The following is a 21,321-nucleotide window of genomic DNA, read 5'->3' as shown; positions in this document are numbered from 1 at the left end:
GAGTTGCAATGAATCCACATGAGCAGTTTCGCGAAGAAGTAAAAGCCAACATCGAAGGCCTGCAGGAAGACAAGGCACTGCAAAGCGAGTCCCTGGACTGGGTCGCCACCACTGCCAAACACAAATACACCTACAACTTCAGCTGGATGGGCCGGCCGATCATTCAGTTCCCGCAGGACATGGTCGCCATGCAGGAAATCATCTGGAACCTGCGTCCGGACGTGATCGTTGAAACCGGTATTGCCCACGGCGGTTCGCTGGTGTTCTACGCCTCGATCCTGGAACTGATCGGCCACGGCGAAGTGCTGGGTGTCGACATCGATATCCGCCAGCACAACCGCGAAGCCATCGAGTCGCACCCGATGTTCAAGCGGATCAGCATGATCCAGGGTTCGAGCATCGACACCGCGATTGTCGACCAGGTGCGTGAACGCGTGCAGGGCAAGAAAGTGCTGGTGGTGCTGGACTCCAACCACACCCACGAGCACGTCCTCGAAGAGCTGCGCCTGTACGCACCGATGGTTTCGGTGGGCAGCTACTGCGTGGTCATGGACACCGTGGTCGAAGACATGCCGGAAGACGCGTTCCCGGATCGTCCGTGGGGCAAGGGTGACAACCCGAAAACCGCCGTGTGGGCCTACCTGGAAGAGAACCGTGATTTCGAAATCGATCAGGCCATACACAGCAAGTTGCTGATCACAGTCGCGCCGGATGGTTATCTGCGCCGCGTACGTTAATCGACAAACAACGTAGAGTTTTCGGCGACTCGCCGCTTGTGGGGAATATATGCAAGGCAAGAACAGTTCTGGACACGGTTTGGCACTCAACGAACAGTTGACCGTTGTGCTGATATCTCACGAACGCCCGGCGTTTCTGCGCAGGGCCGTGCGTTTCTACAGCACCCTGCCGTGCAGGATTCTGGTGCTGGACTCGTCCGCCGAGGCATTGCCGGGCGTGGCCGGGCAATTTGCCAACGTGGATTATCAGCATCTGCCGCAGTTCGGCTATTGGGGCATTCGCGCCAAACTGGCCTACGGTATCGAGCAGTTGCAGACCCCTTACATGGTGTTCGCCGCCGACGATGACTTCCTGGTGCACGATGCCTTGCATGAAGCCGTTGCCTTCATGGACGCCAACCCCGATTACAGCATGTGCCACGGCTACAGCATGATGTACCTGGCGCTGGCCAACGGCGTCAGCTACTACCGTCGTGACAAGAAAGTCTGCGAGGACTACTCGGCCGATCTGGCCCAGGATCGCCTGGTGGATTACATGTACCAGTACCTGCCACCGTTCTACGCGGTGCAGCGCTCCGAGATCATGCGCGACTGGTACAAGGCGATGCCTGAAGACACGATCTTCCAGTGGCAGGAAGTCGGTCACACGTACTACATGCTGGCGCGGGGCAAGGCACGGATCCTGCCGATCCCTTACGTTGTGCGTGAGATCAACTACCAGCACTCCGACCACAGCACCGAGATTTTCCACTCGCTGGCGTACACCGACGCCAAGTCCGTCGCCGAGCGCGAGGCCTTTGCCGAGTTTCTGGCCGGCCTGCCGACGCAAGTCCGGCATGACAGCCCGGAACAAGGCAAAGCCTTTGTCCTGAAGAGTTTCGAAGCGCTGGCCGACAGCCTGCGCACCGGTCGCGCACTGACCGCCGAGCTGATTCTGGAGTCGGCGTGGACCAATATCGAGGCCGGCCCGCAGCGCCGTTTCGGCCCGAAACAGTACGTCGAAATGCCGTTCTACAATCAGGCGTTTTTCGATCAACTGACCCACTTCGAGTTTCTGTTGCACGCCATGCCGGCCGGGCGCATTCAGTTGCAAGGGCTGGAGGGCATCTGGGCCCGTCAGGAGAACCTGATGCTGGCCCGCAACAACGACACGCCGGAAAGCGTGGTGGACCGTTTGTGGCAAGCCCACGACAGCAACGTGTTCAACCGCACCGTGATCAAACGTCTGGTGGCGCAGTTGCAATTGCTGGGTGAAGACGAGGACGCCGAAAAACTGCGTGAGTGGAATGCGCGTCTGGAAGCGGCATCGCTGGAAGGCAATCAGGCGACATTCAGCAAAATGCGCACCGGCCGGTTGCTCAAATGGCTCGATGCGCGTCAGCCCGATGACGAACAGGCCGGGGCGATTGCCCGCGATCTGGCAGCCAATGGCGGAGGCCCGCAGTTCGGTATTTTCCTGCTCGATCTGGATAACGACATCGACAAGTTGCAGGTCACCCTGGACAGCTTGCTCGAAGGTCACAGCAAGGCGTTCAAAGTGGTGGTGTTCACCACGGGCGAACCGCCGGCGGCGACCACCGCGCAGAACACCCTGCACTTTGTGCGGGTCTCGTCCGGCAACTTCGTCGACAAGCTGAACCAGAGTGTTCGTCAGTCGCCGTGCGACTGGCTGCTGCTGGCCGAAGCGGGCGACGAGTTCACCGCTGGCGGTCTGCTGCGCGCCGGTCTGGAACTGGCGTCGGCCGAAGGTTGCCGCGCGGTGGCCACCGATGAAATCCAGCGCAACGCCGAAGGCGCCCTGGTGGATGTGTTCCGTCCGGGCTTCAACCTCGACCTGCTGCAAAGCCTGCCGGCGCTGATGGCGCGGCACTGGCTGATCCGTCGCGAGGTGCTGATCGAGGCGGGCGGTTATCAGGCGGACTTCAGCAAGGCGCTGGAATTCGATCTGCTGCTGCGCCTCATCGAACAGGGTGGCCTGGGCGGTCTGGCGCACCTCGACGAGCCGCTGCTGATCACTCGCAGTTCGGTCCTGGAAGAAAACGCCGACGAGCGTCAGGCCCTGCTGCGTCACCTGGGCAATCGTGGCTACAAGGCCAAGATCACCTCGAAGGAGCCTGGCACCTATCAGATCGATTATCGCCATGCCGAACAGCCGCTGGTGTCGATCATCCTGCCGGCCAGCGATGACCTGCCGGCCCTGCAACGCTGCCTGGACGGTGTGCTGCTGAGAACCCGCTACACCCGCTATGAAGTGTTGCTCGCGGCCCGACCGAATCAATCGGCGGCCGTCAACGACTGGCTGGGCACCCTGAACCATGCCAAGGTCCGCGTTCTGCACGCCGATCAGCCGCTTGGCGATGCGGCCCTGTGCAACGCTGCCAGCCAAGAGGCGCAGGGTGAATACCTGGTGCTGATGGCGGCCGACAGTGAGGTGGTCAACCCGAACTGGATCGAGTCGCTGCTCAACCATGCCCAGCGTCCTGAAGTCGGTATCGTCGGGCCGAAACTGGTCGATCGCGACGGGAAAATTTCCCAGGCCGGTCTGATTCTCGGCCAGGAAGGCACCGTTGGTTCGGCCTTCATTGGCGAGAAGCACGACGCCGAAGGTTACATGCACCGTCTGCAGGTTGATCAGAACTACTCGGCCGTATCGGGCGTGTGCCTGATGGTGAACAAAGAGTTGTTCGACGCCCTGGGCGGGCTGGACACCGAAAGCTTCGGCGACGGTTTCAGCGATGTCGACCTGTGCCTCAAGGCCGGTCAGGCCGGTTACCTCACCGTGTGGACGCCGCTGGTCCAGGTGCTTCATGGCGGGCAATTGCCACAAGCGCCACAGGCGCTGGAAGCACTGGCTGAAAAATGGTCCTCCGTCTTCGCTCAGGACCCGGCCGGCAACCCGAACCTGATCCTGAACGGCAAAGACTTTGCTCTGAACGAGCGTGCTGCGGTGAACTGGGCGCAGTGGCTCGGCTGACGCCTTGGGGCACAGGAAACAGGACTCTAGACATGTTCAACGGTAAATCGATTTTCATCTCCGGTGGCACCGGCTCGTTCGGGCGCAAGTTCATTGCGCGCCTGCTCGAGCAATACCAGCCCAAGCGGGTGGTGGTGTTCTCCCGGGATGAACTCAAACAGTACGAGATGCAGCAGACGTTCAACGCGCCGTGCATGCGTTACTTCCTCGGTGACGTGCGCGACGCCGAGCGTCTGCGCCAGGCCATGCGCGGCATCGATTACGTGGTGCACGCCGCGGCGTTGAAACAGGTGCCGGCGGCGGAGTACAACCCGACCGAGTGCATTCGCACCAACGTCAATGGCGCGGAGAACATCATCGCCGCCGCCATCGACAACGGCGTGAAGAAAGTCGTGGCGCTGTCCACCGACAAGGCCGCGAGCCCGATCAACCTGTACGGCGCCACCAAGTTGCTGTCGGACAAATTGTTCGTCGCCGCCAACAACATTGCCGGTGAGCAACAGACGCGTTTTGCCGTGGTTCGCTACGGCAACGTAGCGGGCTCGCGCGGGTCAGTGGTGCCGTTTTTCAGCAAGCTGATTGCCGATGGCGCGACAGAGCTGCCGATCACCGACGAGCGCATGACCCGTTTCTGGATCACCCTCGATCACGGTGTGCAGTTCGTCCTCGACAGCTTTGCGCGGATGCACGGCGGTGAAGTGTTCGTGCCGAAGATCCCGTCGATCCGTGTGGTCGATCTGGCTCGCGGCATGGCCGAGCACCTGCCGCACAAGAACGTCGGCATCCGTCCGGGCGAGAAGCTGCACGAACTGATGGTGCCGCTGGACGATGCGCGGATGACCCTGGAGTTCGCCGATCACTACACCATCCAGCCGTCGATTCGTTTCACCAGCGTCGATGTGGATTTCGCCGAGGACAAACTCGGCGAGCGTGGTGTGCCGGTCGGTGAAGATTTCGAATACCGCTCCGACACCAACCCGCATTTCCTCTCGGTGGGGCAGATCGCCGACCTGCACGCGAAGCTGTCGGTATGATTCCCTACGGTCGGCAAAGCCTCGACCAGACGGACATCGACGCGGTCGTCGAGGTGTTGCAGTCCGACTGGTTGACTCAGGGGCCGACCATCGAGCGCTTCGAACAGGCGATGGCCGAGCGTTGCCAGGCCGATTTCGCGGTCGCGGTGTGCAACGCCACGGCGGCGCTGCACATTGCCTGCCTGGCGGCGGGGCTGGGAGCGGGCGATCGCTTGTGGACCACGCCGAACACCTTTCTCGCGTCGGCCAACTGCGGCCGTTACTGCGGCGCCGACGTTGATTTCGTCGACATCGATCCGCTGACCTGGAACCTCGATGCCGAGGTGCTGGCCAGCAAACTCGACGCCGCCGAGCGCGACGGCAGCTTGCCCAAAGTGCTGGTGGCGGTGGCGTTTTCCGGGCAGAGCTGCGACATGCGGCGAATCGCCGAACTGGCTGAACGCTACAACTTCACCGTGATCGAGGACGCTTCCCATGCGGTCGGTGCGTCCTATGCCGGGCGCCCGGTGGGTTGTGGTGAATTCGCGGCGATGACGGTGTTCAGCTTCCATCCGGTGAAAATCATCACCAGCGGCGAAGGCGGCATGGTGCTGACCAATCGCCCGGAACTGGCCGAGCGTCTGCAACGCCTGCGCAGCCACGGCATGACCCGCGATCCACAGCAGATGACCGAACCCAGTCACGGGCCGTGGTATTACCAACAGATCGAGCTGGGATTCAATTATCGGATCACCGATCTGCAAGCTGCGCTGGGCTTGTCACAGCTGAGCAAGCTGGACGAATTCATCGCCCGTCGTCGGGAACTGGCAGCGCGTTACGAGCGCTTGCTGGCGTATTTGCCGGTCACCGTGCCGAGCATCCAGCCGGACGCCGAATCGGCCTGGCACCTGTACGTGGTGCGCTTGCAGACCGATCGCATCAACCTCAGCCACCGTCAGGTGTTCGAAGGCTTGCGCGCGGCCGGCATCGGCGTGAACCTGCACTACATTCCGGTGCATCTGCAGCCGTACTATCGTGAACTGGGTTTCGCCGAGGGAGACTTTCCCGAGGCCGAGCGTTATTACGCCGAAGCGATCAGCCTGCCGCTGTTTCCGTTGCTGAGCGATCAGCAGCAGGATTACGTGGTCGAGCAATTGCGTCGGTTGACTGAATAAATGCCGCTGCGGCGGTGGATGGAAAACGGCAATGCGTGATCTGAGCGAACAGGAACAATTCTGGCAGGGCGAGTTCGGCAACCAGTACGTCGACCGCAATGTCGGGCAACCGCTGGTGGCGGCCAATCTGGCGTTGTTCGCCAAAGCGCTGACCCGGGCCGGACGGATCGACAGTCTGCTGGAGCTGGGCACCAACGCCGGCAACAACTTGCAGGCGCTGCGTCAGCTGTTGCCGCGCTGTGAGTTGTTCGGCGTCGAGATAAATGCCAGTGCCTGTGCCCAGGCGCGGGCGCTGGACATCGCGAACATCTGGCACGGCTCGCTGTTCGACTTTCCTCGGGAGCGTCGCTACGACCTGACGCTCAGCAAAGGCGTGCTGATTCATCTGGCCCCGGAGCTGTTGCCGACCGCCTATGCGCAGTTGTACGAGCTGAGCCAGCGCTACATCCTGATCGCCGAATACTACAATCCGTCGCCGGTGGAAGTGTCCTATCGCGGCAACAGCGGCAAGCTGTTCAAGCGCGATTTCGCCGGGGAAATGCTCGATCGCTATCCGGATCTGCAACTGCTGGATTACGGCTTCGGTTATCACCGCGATCCACAATTCCCGCTGGACGACGTCACCTGGTTCCTGCTGGAAAAACGCCCTTGAGCAACGTCGCAATCATCCCGGCCCGCGGCGGAAGCAAACGCATTCCGCGCAAGAACCTCAAACCGTTCGACGGTGTGCCGATGATTGCCCGTTCGATTCGCACAGCGCTGGATTCGGGATTGTTCGACCAGGTGGTGGTCAGCACCGATGACGAAGAAATCGCCGAGCTGGCGCAGGCTCATGGTGCGCAAGTACCGTTCTTGCGTCCGGCGGAGCTGGCCGATGACTTCGCCGGCACGGCTGCGGTGATCGTGCATGCCTTGCAGCAACTGCCGCACTTTGACTATGCCTGCTGCGTGTACGCCACGGCGCCGTTGTTGCAGGCGCGGTTCCTGCGCCAGGGGCTTGAGTTACTGGAGCAGCATCCCGACAAGTCCTTTGCTTTTTCGGTCACTGATTTCGGCTTTCCGGTGCAGCGTGCCTTGACCCTCGACGGGCAGGGCGCGCTGACGGCGTTGTACCCCGAGTTTCGCAATACCCGCTCGCAGGATCTGCCGGCCGCCTTTCAGGATGCCGGCCAGTTCTACTGGGGTCGCAGCGAGGCCTGGCTGCGTGGCGAGATTCTGTATTCGCCGGCCAGCCTGCCGGTGATCCTGCCCCGGCATCTGGTGCAGGACATCGACACCGCTGAAGACTGGAAACGCGCTGAATACCTCTACGCCGCACTCAAGGCTGGCGGGGAGCTGCAATGAGAGTACTGATCCGCGCCGATGCTTCGCCGACCATCGGCAGCGGCCATATCGCCCGTTGCCTGACGCTGGCGCGGGTGTTGCGCGCTCAGGGCAGTCATGTCGCGTTTGCCTGTCGTCGCTTGCCGGGCCATCGGCTGGATGCGTTGCAAGGCGAAGGTTTCGAGACGTTCGCCTTGCCGGATCGCTACGCCGACGAAGACCCGGAACAAGCCATCGAATCGATGCTGCCGTGGCAGGCGGATATCGATGCACTGGCGACGCAGCTGGAAGGTCAGGCCGAATTCGACTGGGTCATCGCCGACCACTACGGCCTCGATCATCACTGGCAGACCGCGGCCCGTCGCTTCGCGCCACGGATCGCCGCCGTCGACGATCTGGCGACCCGCCGTTACAGCGTGGACCTGTTGCTCAATCAGAACCTCTCTGGTCTCAGCGAAAACTATCAGCCACTGCTGCCGGCAGGTTGCCGAACGCTGCTTGGTCCGCGCTTTGCCATGTTGCGCGAAGAGTTCAGCGGCCCGGTTATCGAGATCAAACCCGTGGCGCGACGGGTGCTGGTGAACTTCGGCGGCTTCGACGCTGCCCGCCAGACCCATCACGCGATGCTGGCGCTGGCGGACTTTTCCGGGCTTGAAGTGGACTTCGTCGCCGGCGCCGACAACCCGGCATGGGCAGAGATGCAGGCATTGGCCGCAAGCCGACCGAACTGGCGTCTGCACAGTTTCGTCAGCGATTTTCATCGACGCATGACCGAGGCCGACCTGTTCATCGGCGCTGGCGGTGGCACCAGTTGGGAACGCGCGGCCATGGGCCTGCCGACGATCTGCATTGCGGTGTCGAACAACCAGCAGGCCAACGGCGAGGTGATGGCCGCGGCCGGGGCGCATGTGTTCATGGGCGCGCGGGAGCAGGTCAGCGTCGAACAACTGCGTGATGCCGTCGGTTTTGTCGTGGGCAACTTTTATCTGCGCCAGAGCCTGGCCGAGCGTTCGCGGCAACTGGTCGACGGGCGTGGTGCGCTGCGGGTCGCGGCGGCACTGGCCGGCGCGGTGCTCACGTTGCGGGGCGCGACGCTGGACGATGCGCAGGTGTTGTTCGACGGACGTAACGCCGACGCTGTGCAGCGCTGGTCGGTGAAGAGTGGCGCGATCGAGTGGTCGCAGCATCTGAACTGGTTGAGCGCCAGTCTGCGCAATCCTCAACGGCTGTTGTTGATCGCCGAGGCCGATGACGGCCCGGTCGGTGTGTTGCGCTACGATCTGCGCGGCTTTGAAGCCGAGGTTTCGCTGTATTTGCTGGAGGGGCGTTTCGGTCTCGGCTGGGGCAGGGCGCTGCTGACGCGGGGCGAAGCGTTCGTCGCGGCGCAGTGGCCGCAATTGACCGCAATCAGCGCACAGGTGTTGCCGGCCAATCGGGCCTCATTGAATGTATTTCGTGACGCCGGGTTCACCCAAAGTGCCTGCGCGTTCACCAAGGATTTGAAGGAACAGCGTTCATGAACAGTTTCAAGATTGGCGATCGCCTGATCGGTGCCGACGCACCGCCGTTCATCATTGCCGAAATGAGCGGCAACCATAACCAGTCGCTGGACGTCGCCTTGCAGATTGTCGAGGCGGCGGCCAAGGCCGGTGCCCATGCCTTGAAGCTGCAAACCTACACCGCTGAAACCATGACGCTGGATCTGGCGGAAGGCGAATTCTTCATCAGGGATCCGAACAGCCTGTGGGCCGGCACGTCCCTTTACGACCTGTACGAAAAGGCCCACACGCCCTGGGAATGGCACGCGCCGATCTTTGCCCGGGCCAAAGCACTGGGCATGCTGGCGTTTTCGACGCCGTTCGATGACAGCGCCGTGGATTTTCTTGAAAGCCTCGACGTGCCGGCCTACAAGATCGCCAGTTTCGAAAACACGGATCTGCCGCTGATTCGTCGTGTTGCGGCGACTGGCAAGCCGCTGATCATTTCCACCGGCATGGCCAGCATCGCCGAGCTCGACGAAACCGTACGCGCTGCCCGTGAAGCCGGGTGCAAGGATCTGGTGCTGCTCAAGTGCACCAGCACCTACCCGGCGACGCCGCTCAACAGCAATGTGCGCACGATCCCGCATCTGCGTGAGTTGTTCGGTTGTCAGGTGGGGCTGTCCGATCATTCGATGGGCGTTGGTGTGTCGGTGGCTGCTGTGGCGCTTGGTGCGACGGTGGTTGAAAAGCACTTCACCCTCGACCGCGCGGCGGGCGGGGTGGACGCCAGTTTCTCGCTGGAGCCTGCGGAAATGGCCGCTCTGGTGCTGGAAACCGAGCGCGCCTGGCAGGCCATGGGCCAGGTGCATTACGGCGTGACCGAGGCTGAGAAAAAGTCCCTGGTCTACCGTCGGTCGCTGTACGTCACGGCCGACATGGCGGCCGGTGAACCCTTCACGGCGGCCAACGTGCGCGCCATTCGTCCCGGTCTCGGTCTGCCGCCCAAGCACGCCGACGCCGTCCTCGGCCGCCGCGCGCGCGCGCCGATCAAGCGCGGCACGCCGCTGGACTGGTCACTGGTCGAATAACCCGATCTGCACCGATTCGGCAAAATAGCGTGACCTGCGAGTCATAACGCGCATCTTCACTGTATTGTATTGACCGGGGAGATGGCGCCTGGCCCGTTATCGGTTGCAGTGATAGCCCTTTGCGCTCCCCGTGGCTGCCCGTTGTGGCGGCCGTTTTCTGTTTGTCGGCGCCCCTCGAAATCCTTGCGAGCGGTGGTATTGGGCTGTTTATTATTGGGAAGCCGTAATGATTGGCATAAAAAGCATTGCGAGCTACGTTCCTGTAGCCGGCGTGGACAATTACGCACAAGGTGCAAAATTCGAGAAGGATGAAGAATTCATCCTCGGCAAGATCGGTTCGGCCTTCCTCCCACGTAAAGACGCGGAACAGGAAACCTCCGATCTGTGCGTTGAAGCGGCCAATGCGCTGTTTGCCAACAACCCTGAACTGAAACGTGAATCCATCGATGCACTGATCGTCGTCACCCAGAACGGTGACGAAGAAGGCCTGCCGCACACCGCTGCGATCGTCCAGGACAAGCTCGGCCTGCCGACCAACGTCGCAGCGTTCGATATTTCCCTGGGTTGCTCCGGTTATGTCTATGGGATCTACGCGATCAAGGGCTTCATGGAAGCCGCCGGCCTGAAGAACGGTCTGCTGATCACCGCCGACCCGTATTCGAAGATCGTCGACCCGGAAGACCGCAACACCACCATGCTGTTCGGCGATGCCGCTACCGCGACGTGGATGGGCGAAAATCCGGCCTGGGCGCTGGGCAAAGCCAAGTTCGGCACCGACGGTTCCGGTGCGCCGCACCTGAAAGTCACCGATGGCGTGTTCTTCATGAACGGTCGTCAGGTGTTCAACTTTGCGCTGCTGAAAGTCCCGGCGCACTTGCATGAGTTGCTCGACGATTCGGGCCTCAACGCCGATGACATCGATGCTTTCTGCATTCACCAGGGCAGTGCGGCGATTGTCGATGCCGTGGCACGACGCTTCGAAGGCGAGCCGGAGAAGTTCATCAAGGACATGGTCGAGACCGGTAACACCGTGTCGTCCAGCGTTCCGCTGCTGCTGGAAAAACACGTGCTGGATTCCGACTGGCAGCGCATTGCGATCAGTGGTTTCGGCGTCGGTCTGTCGTGGGGTTCGGCGATTATCTATCGTCCTTGAAGCGGCTAAAAACGACGGATACAAAAATAGCGTTCAAGGGTTAACCTTGAACGCTATTTTTTTGCCTGAATGGAGCGTGAGGCACCATGAGCGAATTCTTCCAAGCCAACGCTGAAGTCATCGAGCGACGCTGGCCGGCGCTGTTCGCACGGTTGATGAACGAAGACAGTTCGGCGATCGAAGCCGAGCTGACGCAGGGGCTCGGTTCGACGCTGAGCATCGGCGGGATTCAGCTCACCAGTCGCCATGATCGCCTCCACGAAGCCCGGATCCAGGCCGCCAGCCTGCCGGCGGACAAGCCGCAATTGCACGTCTACGGCACCGGTCTCGGGGATTTGCCAACGGTACTGCTGGAGCGCGCCGGGCTTGAGCGACTGTATGTGCACATTCTCAATGGCGCGCTGTTTGTCCTGGTGTTGCAACTGATCGATCAACGGCAGTGGCTGGAAGACTCGCGGGTAGAGCTTCTGTACGCCGGTGACCTGACGGACATCTGCACTCCGTTTTTTGCCTTGCCGACTGAAATGCTGCTGGCCGATGACTTCAACGCGAAGATTCGTGATCGGCTGGTCAGTGAGGTGCACCTGAGTTTCAACAATCGTGAGTTCGATCCGCATTCGCCCTTCATTCTGCAGCGTCTGCAGGACTGCCTGCCGGTGCTGCTGGCCGACGATGATGTGGCGCAACTGTTCGGTACTTGTGCCGGCCGGGAAATCTACGTGATCGGCACCGGGCCGACGCTTGAGCAGCATTTCGAGCGACTCGCAGCGATCCGCGAGCGCGACGAGCGCCCGCTGTTCATTTGCGTGGATACCGCTTACCGACCGCTGCGCGAGCACGGGATCGTGCCCGACTATGTGGTGAGCATCGATCAGCGCATCAGCTTTCGGCATTTGCCTTTCGAAGAATCCGACGGCATCCCGCTCGTGTATCTGCCCATGAGCGACCCTGAGGTATTGAGGGCCTGGAAGGGCAAGCGCTACGGCGGCTATTCGCTCAGCCCGGTCTATGCGGCGCTGCGAGAGCAATATCCACGGGCGCTGCTGCATGTGGGCGGCAGCGTGATTCATCCGGCGGTGGATCTGGCGGTGAAGATGGGGGCGGCGCGGATCACCCTGTTCGGTGCCGACTTCGCGTTTCCGATGAACAAGACCCACGCCGGCTGGCGTGATGGTGATCTGGGGCCGTCGGTGAACCAGGCACGGCACTGGGTGCGCGACGGCTTCGGCGAGCGCGTCAGTACGCAGCTCAATTTCCGCGGCTATCTGTGTGTGCTGGAGCGTTACATCGCCAGCCAGCCGCACGTGGAGTTCTTCAACAGTAGCCGCGCAGGTGCGTTGATTGCCGGGACGCGCTTCAACCAGGAGTTCGTGCAATGAGTGCGCTGCAAGGCTGTGTCGACGAATGCCGGCGGTGTGCCGGCCTGTTTCGCCTGGGGCGTGATGTCGAAGCGGCGCTGGACATGGTCGATGTATTTGAGGGCGCGCAGCAGTTGCTGGTGTCTGCCTCGCCGGATATCCAGCAGTCGTGGGCGCACCTGCTCACGCAAATGCTCGATTGTCAGGAGCGTCAGGACTGGCTCGGGCTTGCCGACTTCATGGAGTACGAGTTGATCCGGTTGCTGGAAAGTTCTGCGGCGTGAGGAAAGCCGACAGCGCTGGCCCGCAGGTTTGCGCGGCGGACGGTTTTATGGCGTCATTTTTTCGCAGGTAAAGTGCTGCTAAGTCTTTGTTTTCAGGGGGGTGGCAGGGTGATGGCAAAAATTTTCAAAAAAGCCCTCAAGCAACCTGCAAACCCGACGATAACTATTACGAAGGTTCTCTAGGCCATACCCGGCGGTTGCCAGGGCCGGAAGCCGCAGTACCCAACCAACGAGGAATTCGTCATGGCTTTAACAGTAAACACCAACACCACGTCGTTGAACGTTCAGAAGAACCTGAACCGCGCCTCCGACGCTCTGTCGACTTCGATGCAGCGCCTGTCTTCCGGCCTGAAAATCAACAGCGCTAAAGACGACGCTGCTGGCCTGCAAATCGCTACCCGTATGTCCTCGCAGATCCGTGGTAACACTCAGGCGATCCAGAACGCCAACGACGGTATCTCCGTTGCTCAGACCGCTGAAGGCGCTCTGCAAGCTTCGACCGACATCCTGCAGCGTATGCGTGAACTGGCTGTTAAAGCTCGTAACGGTACCAACGGCACTGCTGACCAGACCGCAACCAACGCTGAATTCGCTCAGATGTCTGACGAAATCACCCGTATCTCGGCTGCTACCAACCTGAACGGCAAAAACCTGCTGGACGGTTCGGCTGGTACTGTGACCCTGCAAGTTGGCGCCAACACTGGCTCCGCCAACCACATCGACCTGGTACTGAGCGGCAAGTTCGACGCCGTCAGCCTGTCGGTAGGTAGCGGTACTGTTGTTCTGACCGGTGCTACTTCGGCTGCCGCCGCTTCGAACATCGACAACGCGATCACCGCGATCGACGCTGCAATTGCGAACATCAACGCCACTCGCGCCGCTCTGGGTGCTTCGCAAAACCGTCTGACCAGCACCATCCAGAACTTGCAGAACATCACCGAAAACACCACTGCTGCACAAGGTCGCGTACAAGATACCGACTTCGCAGCAGAGACTGCTAACCTGACCAAGCAGCAAACCCTGCAACAGGCTTCGACCTCTGTTCTGGCTCAAGCCAACCAACTGCCTTCCGCTGTACTGAAGCTGCTTCAGTAATTTCGGAATGAGTTTTGGCGGGGGAGTGCGCTTGTCGTGCTCTCTCGCTTTTTCACGTTAGGAGGTGATGAGCATGGACATGAGCGTAAAGCTTAACGTGACTTATCCGGCTCCCAAGCCAGCCAATACTGTCACTGACAAGCCCGCGGAAGCGAAGCCGCAGGCTGCTGACGCCGTTACTGCCGTGAAAGACAGTCAGGAAACGGATGAAAGCAAATTGAAGCTGGCGGTGCAGGAGATCGAAAAGTTCGTACAGTCGATCAAGCGCAATCTGGAGTTCTCGATTGACGAGCATTCCGGGAAAGTCATCGTCAAGGTGATTGCAAGCGAGACGGGCGAGGTCGTACGACAGATCCCCTCCGCAGAAGCGCTGAAGCTGGCAGACAGCCTCGCCAACGCGAGTCACGTGTTGTTCGACGCCAAAGTCTGATAGCTGGCATGAATAGTGTTTGAAGTTCTTTAGGCGCCGGCAAGGGTCAAAAGACTGGCAACAACCCCAAGGGAGATGCACATGGCAAGTCCAATTTTACCGGGTACGGGCCTGGGCTCCGGCCTGGACATTGGTGCGATCGTTACTGCGCTGGTCAATGCCGACAAGTCGCCGAAGCAGACGCAGATCGATGCCACGACCAAAACCAACACGCTGAAGATCTCCGGTATCGGTACGCTGAAGAGTGCGCTGACGACATTCCAGACGGCGATGGCCAACCTGGGCAGCAAGACCACCCCTGCGTTTTCCGGTTACACCGCTACGTCGGCGACTCCGACTGTTCTGGGCGTGACTTCGGATAACACCGCAGTATCGGGTACATACAGTGTAGTTGTGCAGAAACTGGCCACAGGCTCGAAAGTAGCCAGTGCATCCTTTGCCGGTGGTGCTGCCAGTGCCATTCCGAGTGGTACCCTGAAAATCAGTCAGAATGGCACTGATTACAATGTCGCGATCCCGGCGAACGCGACTTTGCAGAGCACTCGCGATGCAATCAACTCGGCCCAGGCTGTCAATGGTATTTCTGCGAACATCGTGACCGACAGCTCCGGATCTTCGCGTCTGGTGATCAGTTCGAGCAAGACGGGTGCGGGTTCCGATCTGAAAGTCAGCGGTATTGCCGGTCTTGAGATCGATGGTACCCAGCCGATGGGGGCGACCCCGGCACCAGGTGCCTCCGGCTCGGTCAATGGCCTGGCACAGGATGCGCAGCTGACCATCGACGGTCTTCAGGTAAGCAGCAAGAGCAACACGGTCACTGGCGCCATCAGCGGTTTGACGATGAACCTGCTGACTGTTCCTGCTACGGCCGGAACACCGGTTACGGTAACCGTTGATGCCAACACCAAGGGTTTGCAGACGTCCGTTCAGTCTTTCGTCGACGCCTACAACACCCTGAAGAGCACCATCGATACGCTGTCCAAGGCAACGCCGGACGAAAATGGCAAGCTGACCGTTCAGGCGGCGTTCACCGGTGATTCCCTGCCGCGTTCGCTGATTGCCGACATTCGTGCGCAGTTGACTGCTCCGAGCGCCACGGCCGGAACCTCGATGGCCTATCTGTCGCAGATGGGTGTCATGACCGACAAGCTCACCGGTAACCTGACGTTCGATACCGTTGCGTTCAACAAGGTCATGTCCACGCCAGGCATGACCGGCAAGGTCCAGGACATGTTCACCGGCACCAACGACACCAATGGTCTGTTGACGCGCATGAGCAAGGCGGTGGATCCGTATCTCAAGCCATCGGCTGATGGCAAGACCACCACGGGTCTGCTTGATCAGCGCATGACGATCCTGAACAACAACACCAGGAACCTTACCAACCAGCAACTGGCGCTGGACCTTCGGGTCGCCAACCTGACCAAGACGTTGACTGCCAAGTACAACGCCATGGACTTGCTGGTAGGGCAGATGAAGGCCACGGCGAGCAACATTACTTCGTTCTTCAGCTCGCTGAACGCTCAGCAATCTGCGAAGTAACATGCAAGCGCGACAAAAACCCGGCTACGCTTTCGAGCGTGTGCCGGGTTTTTGTCTTATGGTCTAAAGTTTTTCGACTCGCAGGCGATACACTGTTCATACGAGTCATTGTGGCAAATGAGGTAGAACATGAATCCGATGTTAGCCCTTCGGCAATACCAGAAAGTTGGCGCCCACGCTCAGACGTCCGAAGCGAGCCCTCACCGACTGGTGCAAATGCTGATGGAAGGCGGCCTGGACCGCATCGCTCAGGCCAAAGGTGCAATCGAGCGCAAGGATATTCCAGCCAAGTGCACGTCGATCAGCAAGGCGATCGGGATCGTCAGTGGTCTGCGTGAGGGCCTTGATCTGGAAAAGTCCGCGGACACGCTGGCTGATCTGGATGGCCTTTATATCTACATGATGAAACGTCTTGCCGAGGCGAACATCAGCAGCGACCCGCGTATTCTGGACGAGGTCGCCGGCTTGCTGAGCACGGTAAAAGAAGGCTGGGACGCGATCGCTCCTGCGCCCGCTCCTCAGTTCTAAGGAGATCACCATGAGTCTTGTATTGCAGCGAATCGAAGAAACCCGAGAGGCGTTGGTCGGTGCACTGGCCGAGCGCAACTGGGAGGCCATCGGTCAATTGGATCTCGATTGCCGTTCCTGCATGGAAGATGTCCTGAGTGAAGCTTCGCTGGATGAAGTGGCACTGCGTGACAATCTTGAGGAGTTGCTGCATGTCTACAAGCAGCTTCTTGAGGTCGCCATGGGTGAGCGTCAGGCGATAGTCGACGAGATGTCGCAGATCACCCAAGCGCAGAGCGCGGCAAAGGTTTACCATCTGTTTGGTTAATTAACCCTCAGTTAATCCAGACATGTGCGCCATAAATTTGACTGTGCACGGTTTTTTGACTTAACTAGTGGCTGTTTTCAGATTTCAGGCGTCTACAGGCACAAGGTGTCCTGCAAGCGTCTCGCTTGCCCCTCGTTTCGGGCATTGAGTTGACTAGGGAAGTTGCTATTGCATGTGGCGTGAAACCAAAATTCTGCTGATCGATGACGATAGCGTCCGCCGCCGCGACCTGGCGGTGATTTTAAATTTTCTTGGCGAAGAAAATTTACCCTGCGGAAGCCATGACTGGCAGCAGGCAGTCGGCTCTTTGTCGTCTAGTCGTGAGGTCATTTGCGTACTGATCGGGACGGTCAATGCTCCTGGTGCGCTCTTGGGCCTGTTAAAGACACTCTCAACCTGGGATGAGTTCCTTCCGGTTTTGCTGATGGGCGATAATTCTTCGGTGGACTTGCCCGAAGACCAACGCCGCCGGGTACTTTCGACCCTCGAAATGCCGCCGAGCTACAGCAAGCTGCTGGACTCCCTGCACCGCGCCCAGGTCTATCGCGAAATGTACGACCAGGCCCGCGAGCGCGGCCGTCATCGCGAACCCAACCTGTTCCGCAGCCTTGTCGGCACCAGCCGGGCGATCCAGCATGTGCGTCAGATGATGCAGCAGGTGGCCGACACCGACGCCAGCGTGCTGATCCTTGGTGAGTCCGGCACCGGCAAGGAAGTGGTTGCGCGCAACCTGCATTACCATTCCAAGCGTCGTGACGCGCCGTTCGTGCCCGTCAATTGCGGGGCGATCCCGGCAGAGCTGCTGGAAAGCGAGCTGTTCGGCCACGAGAAGGGCGCCTTCACCGGCGCAATCACCAGCCGTGCCGGCCGCTTCGAGCTGGCCAATGGCGGTACGCTGTTCCTTGACGAAATCGGCGACATGCCGCTGCCGATGCAGGTCAAGCTGTTGCGCGTGCTGCAGGAGCGCACCTTCGAGCGCGTGGGCAGCAACAAGACCCAAAGCGTCGACGTGCGCATCATTGCCGCGACCCACAAGAATCTCGAAAGCATGATCGAGATCGGCACCTTCCGCGAAGACCTCTACTATCGCCTGAACGTGTTCCCGATCGAGATGGCGCCGCTGCGTGAGCGCGTCGAAGACATTCCGCTGCTGATGAACGAGCTGATCTCGCGCATGGAGCACGAGAAGCGCGGTTCGATCCGTTTCAACTCCGCCGCCATCATGTCCCTGTGCCGTCACGGCTGGCCGGGCAACGTTCGCGAACTGGCCAACCTGGTGGAACGCATGGCGATCATGCACCCGTACGGGGTGATCGGTGTGGTCGAACTGCCGAAGAAATTCCGCTACGTCGACGACGAAGACGAGCAAATGGTCGACAGCCTGCGCAGCGACCTGGAAGAGCGCGTGGCGATCAACGGCCACACGCCGGACTTCACCGCCAACGCCATGCTGCCGCCGGAAGGTCTGGATCTTAAAGACTACCTCGGTGGTCTGGAGCAGGGGCTGATCCAGCAGGCGCTGGATGATGCCAATGGCATCGTGGCCCGTGCCGCCGAACGTTTGCGCATCCGTCGCACCACGCTGGTGGAGAAGATGCGCAAGTACGGCATGAGCCGGCGTGAAGGTGATGAACAGGCGGATGATTGACGCCTGTTTTTCAACTGCTTCATTTATAAGCAGTTTTTTTTAGGCACGGGTATTGCTACGTCCCTCGCAACGTTCCGTTTAACTGACGGTCAGCCAAGCGAGAGAGCACAATGCCCCAAGCCTCCCAGATGTCTTCTGTTCCCGATTCCTCGGGGCAACTGCCGTCCGTAGAGCAGGCCAGTCGGCAGGGTCTTGAGCAGGCGTTCGCGCTGTTCAACCAGATGTCGAGTCAACTGACCGATTCCTACAGCATGCTTGAAGCGCGGGTCACCGAGCTCAAGGGCGAGTTGGCCGTGGTCAGCGCCCAGCGCATGCAGGAGCTGGCGGAAAAAGAACGTCTGGCCAACCGTCTGCAAAATCTCCTCGATCTGTTGCCCGGTGGCGTCATCGTCATCGACGGTCATGGCATCGTGTGCGAGGCCAATCCGGCCGCCATCGATCTGCTCGGTTTACCGCTCCAGGGCGAGCTGTGGCGCCATGTCATCGCACGCTGCTTCGCGCCCCGTGAAGATGATGGTCATGAAATCTCCCTGAGAAACGGTCGACGCCTGTCGATTGCCACCCGTTCGCTGGACGCCGAGCCGGGGCAGTTGGTGTTGCTCAACGACCTGACTGAAACCCGTCACCTGCAAGATCAACTCGCACGCCACGAGCGGCTGTCGTCGTTGGGGCGCATGGTCGCCTCGCTGGCTCATCAGATTCGCACTCCGCTTTCCGCCGCGCTGCTGTATGCCAGTCATTTGACTGAGCAGGCGCTGCCGGTTGCCACTCAACAACGTTTTGCCGGGCGTCTCAAAGAGCGTCTGCATGAGCTGGAGCACCAGGTTCGCGACATGCTGGTGTTCGCTCGCGGTGAATTGCCGCTGACCGACCGCATCACGCCCAATGCCCTGATGCAGTCGTTGCAGGCCGCGGCGCTGACCCATGTGCAGGATCTGCCAATTCGCTGGCAGTGCGACAGCCATGCGGGCGAGTTGCTGTGCAATCGCGACACGCTGGTCGGCGCAGTCCTCAATCTGATTGAAAACGCGATTCAGGCCAGTGGCGGTGACGTGCGCCTGAAAGTGCATTGCTACACCCGCGACAACACCCTGCGCCTGTGCGTCAGTGACAACGGCGGTGGTATCGAGCCAGCGGTGCTGGCGCGGCTGGGCGAGCCGTTTTTCACCACCAAGGTCACCGGCACCGGCCTGGGCCTGACCGTGGTCAAGGCCGTGGCCCGTGCTCATCAGGGACAATTGCAGCTGCGCTCGCGAGTCGGGCGCGGCACGTGCGCGCAGGTGATCCTGCCGATGTTTTCCGCTGTACAGGGAGCTGAGTGAAGGTCATGGGCATCAAGGTTCTGCTGGTCGAGGATGACCGTTCATTGCGCGAGGCGCTGGCCGATACGTTGCTGCTGGCCGGCCACGATTATCACGCAGTGGGTTCGGCCGAGGAGGCGCTGAAGGCAGTGGAGTGCGAGGCGTTCAGCCTGGTGGTCAGCGACGTCAACATGCCCGGTATGGATGGTCATCAGTTGCTCGGCCTGCTGCGCGCCCGCCAGCCGCAACTGCCGGTGTTGCTGATGACGGCTCACGGTGCCGTCGAGCGCGCGGTCGATGCCATGCGCCAGGGCGCGGCGGATTATCTGGTCAAGCCTTTCGAGCCCAAGGCACTGCTGGATCTGGTCGCGCGCCATGCCTTGGGCAATCTCGGTACAGCCGACGCGGAAGGGCCGATCGCGGTCGAGCCGGCCAGTGCGCAGTTGCTGGATCTGGCAGCGCGGGTGGCGCGCAGTGATTCCACCGTGCTGATTTCCGGCGAGTCCGGCACCGGCAAGGAAGTGCTGGCGCGCTACATTCACCAGCAGTCCCATCGCGCCCGTCAGCCGTTCATTGCAATCAACTGCGCGGCGATCCCGGACAACATGCTCGAAGCAACACTGTTCGGTCACGAGAAGGGTTCGTTCACCGGCGCCATCGCGGCGCAGGCCGGTAAGTTCGAGCAGGCCGACGGCGGCACCATTCTGCTCGATGAAATTTCCGAAATGCCTCTGGGCTTGCAGGCCAAGCTGCTGCGGGTGCTGCAGGAGCGCGAGGTGGAGCGGGTCGGTGCGCGCAAGCCGATCACCCTCGATATCCGGGTGGTCGCGACCACCAACCGTGATCTGGCAGGCGAGGTAGCGGCGGGGCGGTTCCGTGAAGACCTCTTCTATCGTCTGTCGGTTTTTCCGCTGGCCTGGCGTCCGTTGCGTGAGCGGACCGCCGATATCCTGCCGCTGGCCGAGCGTCTTTTGGCCAAACACGTCAATAAAATGAAGCATGCAATGGCGAAGTTCTCGCCCGAGGCGCAGGCGTGCCTGATCGGTTATCCATGGCCGGGCAACGTGCGCGAGCTGGATAACGCGGTCCAGCGGGCGTTGATTCTGCAGCAGGGCGGGTTGATCCAGCCGCAGGATTTCTGTCTCTCCGGGCCTGCGCTGTTCGCCCCGTTGCCGGTGGCGGTACCGACTGCGCCAGTCATTCGTGAAGTCGACATCGAGGCGGATTCGGCCGGCGCGCTGGGCGATGACCTGCGTCGTCGCGAGTTCCAGATGATCATCGACACCCTGCGCACCGAGCGCGGACGACGCAAGGAAGCCGCCGAAAAACTCGGTATCAGCCCGCGTACGTTGCGCTACAAACTGGCGCAAATGCGCGATGCCGGGATGGACGTCGAAGGGTATCTGTTCGCCACCTGACGGGTGGCGCAAACGTTTGAAAACGCATTTCTCGAAGCGGTGCCCGTGAGCTGGCACCGTTGTTGCTAACACCTGAGTACCCGCCGAGTGAGTGTCAAAAAATTGCGGGCCGCCCAAGAGAGTAGACCATGAGCCAAGGTATTGAAATTAATCGGTTGATGACGGACATGAAGGCCATGCAAATGGACGCCATGTCGAAGCCGAAATCGACTGCCGCCGTCCCTGAAGTGGCGGGCAGCAGCTTTTCCGACATGCTCGGTCAGGCCATCAACAAAGTGAACGATACCCAACAGGCTTCGAGCCAATTGGCCAACGCGTTCGAAATCGGCAAGAGCGGCGTCGATTTGACGGACGTGATGATTTCCTCGCAGAAGGCCAGCGTGTCGTTCCAGGCTCTGACCCAGGTGCGCAACAAACTGGTTCAGGCTTATCAAGACATCATGCAGATGCCGGTTTAAGGACGAGA

20 protein-coding genes are annotated in these 21,321 nt (G+C 60.4%); all 20 read left to right on the top strand.

The window, feature by feature from the left end:
- Nucleotides 1–8: 8 nt before the first annotated feature.
- A complete protein-coding gene (locus AC07VV_RS12710) occupies nucleotides 9–737 on the top strand; it encodes a cephalosporin hydroxylase family protein (protein ID WP_495036401.1) in 729 nt (242 codons plus the stop codon).
- 49 nt (nucleotides 738–786) lie between these two features.
- Nucleotides 787–3,711, top strand: a complete 2,925-nt coding sequence (locus AC07VV_RS12705; RefSeq protein WP_495036400.1) for a glycosyltransferase family 2 protein — start codon at nucleotides 787–789, stop codon at nucleotides 3,709–3,711.
- Nucleotides 3,712–3,743: 32 nt separating this feature from the next.
- On the top strand, nucleotides 3,744–4,745 hold the full coding sequence (pseB, locus tag AC07VV_RS12700) for a UDP-N-acetylglucosamine 4,6-dehydratase (inverting) (protein ID WP_096822197.1): 1,002 nt from the start codon (nucleotides 3,744–3,746) through the stop codon (nucleotides 4,743–4,745).
- Nucleotides 4,742–5,899 (top strand): UDP-4-amino-4,6-dideoxy-N-acetyl-beta-L-altrosamine transaminase, encoded by a 1,158-nt coding sequence (pseC, locus tag AC07VV_RS12695; protein ID WP_495036399.1) that lies wholly within the window; start codon nucleotides 4,742–4,744, stop codon nucleotides 5,897–5,899. The genes pseB and pseC overlap by 4 nt, the downstream gene beginning before the upstream one ends.
- Nucleotides 5,900–5,930: 31 nt before the next feature.
- On the top strand, nucleotides 5,931–6,551 hold the full coding sequence (locus AC07VV_RS12690; RefSeq protein ID WP_495036398.1) for a pseudaminic acid biosynthesis-associated methylase: 621 nt from the start codon (nucleotides 5,931–5,933) through the stop codon (nucleotides 6,549–6,551).
- A complete protein-coding gene (pseF, locus tag AC07VV_RS12685) occupies nucleotides 6,548–7,243 on the top strand; it encodes a pseudaminic acid cytidylyltransferase (RefSeq protein ID WP_495036397.1) in 696 nt (231 codons plus the stop codon). The genes AC07VV_RS12690 and pseF overlap by 4 nt, the downstream gene beginning before the upstream one ends.
- The gene (pseG, locus tag AC07VV_RS12680) at nucleotides 7,240–8,742 is read left to right on the top strand and encodes a UDP-2,4-diacetamido-2,4,6-trideoxy-beta-L-altropyranose hydrolase (protein ID WP_495036396.1); all 1,503 of its coding nucleotides are present in this window, start codon (nucleotides 7,240–7,242) and stop codon (nucleotides 8,740–8,742) included. Before pseF ends, pseG begins: the two co-directional genes overlap by 4 nt.
- A complete protein-coding gene (pseI, locus tag AC07VV_RS12675; protein WP_495036395.1) occupies nucleotides 8,739–9,791 on the top strand; it encodes a pseudaminic acid synthase in 1,053 nt (350 codons plus the stop codon). Before pseG ends, pseI begins: the two co-directional genes overlap by 4 nt.
- A gap of 226 nt (nucleotides 9,792–10,017) precedes the next feature.
- Nucleotides 10,018–10,944, top strand: coding sequence for a ketoacyl-ACP synthase III (locus AC07VV_RS12670; protein ID WP_495036394.1), 927 nt, complete (start codon nucleotides 10,018–10,020; stop codon nucleotides 10,942–10,944).
- Nucleotides 10,945–11,030: 86 nt separating this feature from the next.
- Nucleotides 11,031–12,323: a motility associated factor glycosyltransferase family protein gene (locus tag AC07VV_RS12665; protein ID WP_495036393.1), complete on the top strand. Its 1,293-nt coding sequence runs from the start codon at nucleotides 11,031–11,033 to the stop codon at nucleotides 12,321–12,323.
- Nucleotides 12,320–12,586, top strand: coding sequence for a hypothetical protein (locus tag AC07VV_RS12660; RefSeq protein ID WP_096822189.1), 267 nt, complete (start codon nucleotides 12,320–12,322; stop codon nucleotides 12,584–12,586). Before AC07VV_RS12665 ends, AC07VV_RS12660 begins: the two co-directional genes overlap by 4 nt.
- 243 nt (nucleotides 12,587–12,829) lie before the next feature.
- Nucleotides 12,830–13,681, top strand: a complete 852-nt coding sequence (locus tag AC07VV_RS12655; protein WP_064594348.1) for a flagellin domain-containing protein — start codon at nucleotides 12,830–12,832, stop codon at nucleotides 13,679–13,681.
- Nucleotides 13,682–13,754: 73 nt separating this feature from the next.
- On the top strand, nucleotides 13,755–14,111 hold the full coding sequence (locus AC07VV_RS12650; protein WP_495036392.1) for a flagellar protein FlaG: 357 nt from the start codon (nucleotides 13,755–13,757) through the stop codon (nucleotides 14,109–14,111).
- A gap of 81 nt (nucleotides 14,112–14,192) precedes the next feature.
- Nucleotides 14,193–15,653 (top strand): flagellar filament capping protein FliD, encoded by a 1,461-nt coding sequence (fliD, locus tag AC07VV_RS12645; protein ID WP_495036391.1) that lies wholly within the window; start codon nucleotides 14,193–14,195, stop codon nucleotides 15,651–15,653.
- Between the two features lie 129 nt (nucleotides 15,654–15,782).
- Nucleotides 15,783–16,181 carry a flagellar export chaperone FliS gene (gene fliS / locus AC07VV_RS12640; RefSeq protein WP_102620336.1) on the top strand — a complete coding sequence of 133 codons (399 nt, stop codon included), beginning with the start codon at nucleotides 15,783–15,785 and terminating at the stop codon, nucleotides 16,179–16,181.
- Nucleotides 16,182–16,191: 10 nt separating this feature from the next.
- A complete protein-coding gene (gene fliT, locus AC07VV_RS12635) occupies nucleotides 16,192–16,488 on the top strand; it encodes a flagellar protein FliT (RefSeq protein ID WP_096822185.1) in 297 nt (98 codons plus the stop codon).
- A 172-nt stretch (nucleotides 16,489–16,660) separates the two neighbouring features.
- Entirely contained in the window at nucleotides 16,661–18,136 is a 1,476-nt protein-coding gene (locus AC07VV_RS12630) for a sigma-54 dependent transcriptional regulator (protein ID WP_003222863.1), read from the top strand.
- A 128-nt stretch (nucleotides 18,137–18,264) separates the two neighbouring features.
- Entirely contained in the window at nucleotides 18,265–19,458 is a 1,194-nt protein-coding gene (locus AC07VV_RS12625; protein WP_495036741.1) for a sensor histidine kinase, read from the top strand.
- A 5-nt stretch (nucleotides 19,459–19,463) separates the two neighbouring features.
- A complete protein-coding gene (locus AC07VV_RS12620) occupies nucleotides 19,464–20,855 on the top strand; it encodes a sigma-54-dependent transcriptional regulator (protein ID WP_495036390.1) in 1,392 nt (463 codons plus the stop codon).
- A 128-nt stretch (nucleotides 20,856–20,983) separates the two neighbouring features.
- Nucleotides 20,984–21,313 carry a flagellar hook-basal body complex protein FliE gene (gene fliE / locus AC07VV_RS12615; RefSeq protein WP_096822182.1) on the top strand — a complete coding sequence of 110 codons (330 nt, stop codon included), beginning with the start codon at nucleotides 20,984–20,986 and terminating at the stop codon, nucleotides 21,311–21,313.
- Nucleotides 21,314–21,321: the final 8 nt, after the last annotated feature.

Source organism: Pseudomonas sp. GW821-FHT02C04, from assembly GCF_059421845.1.
Note: the sequence above shows the minus strand (reverse complement) of the source record. Positions and strands in the feature narration are given on the sequence as shown.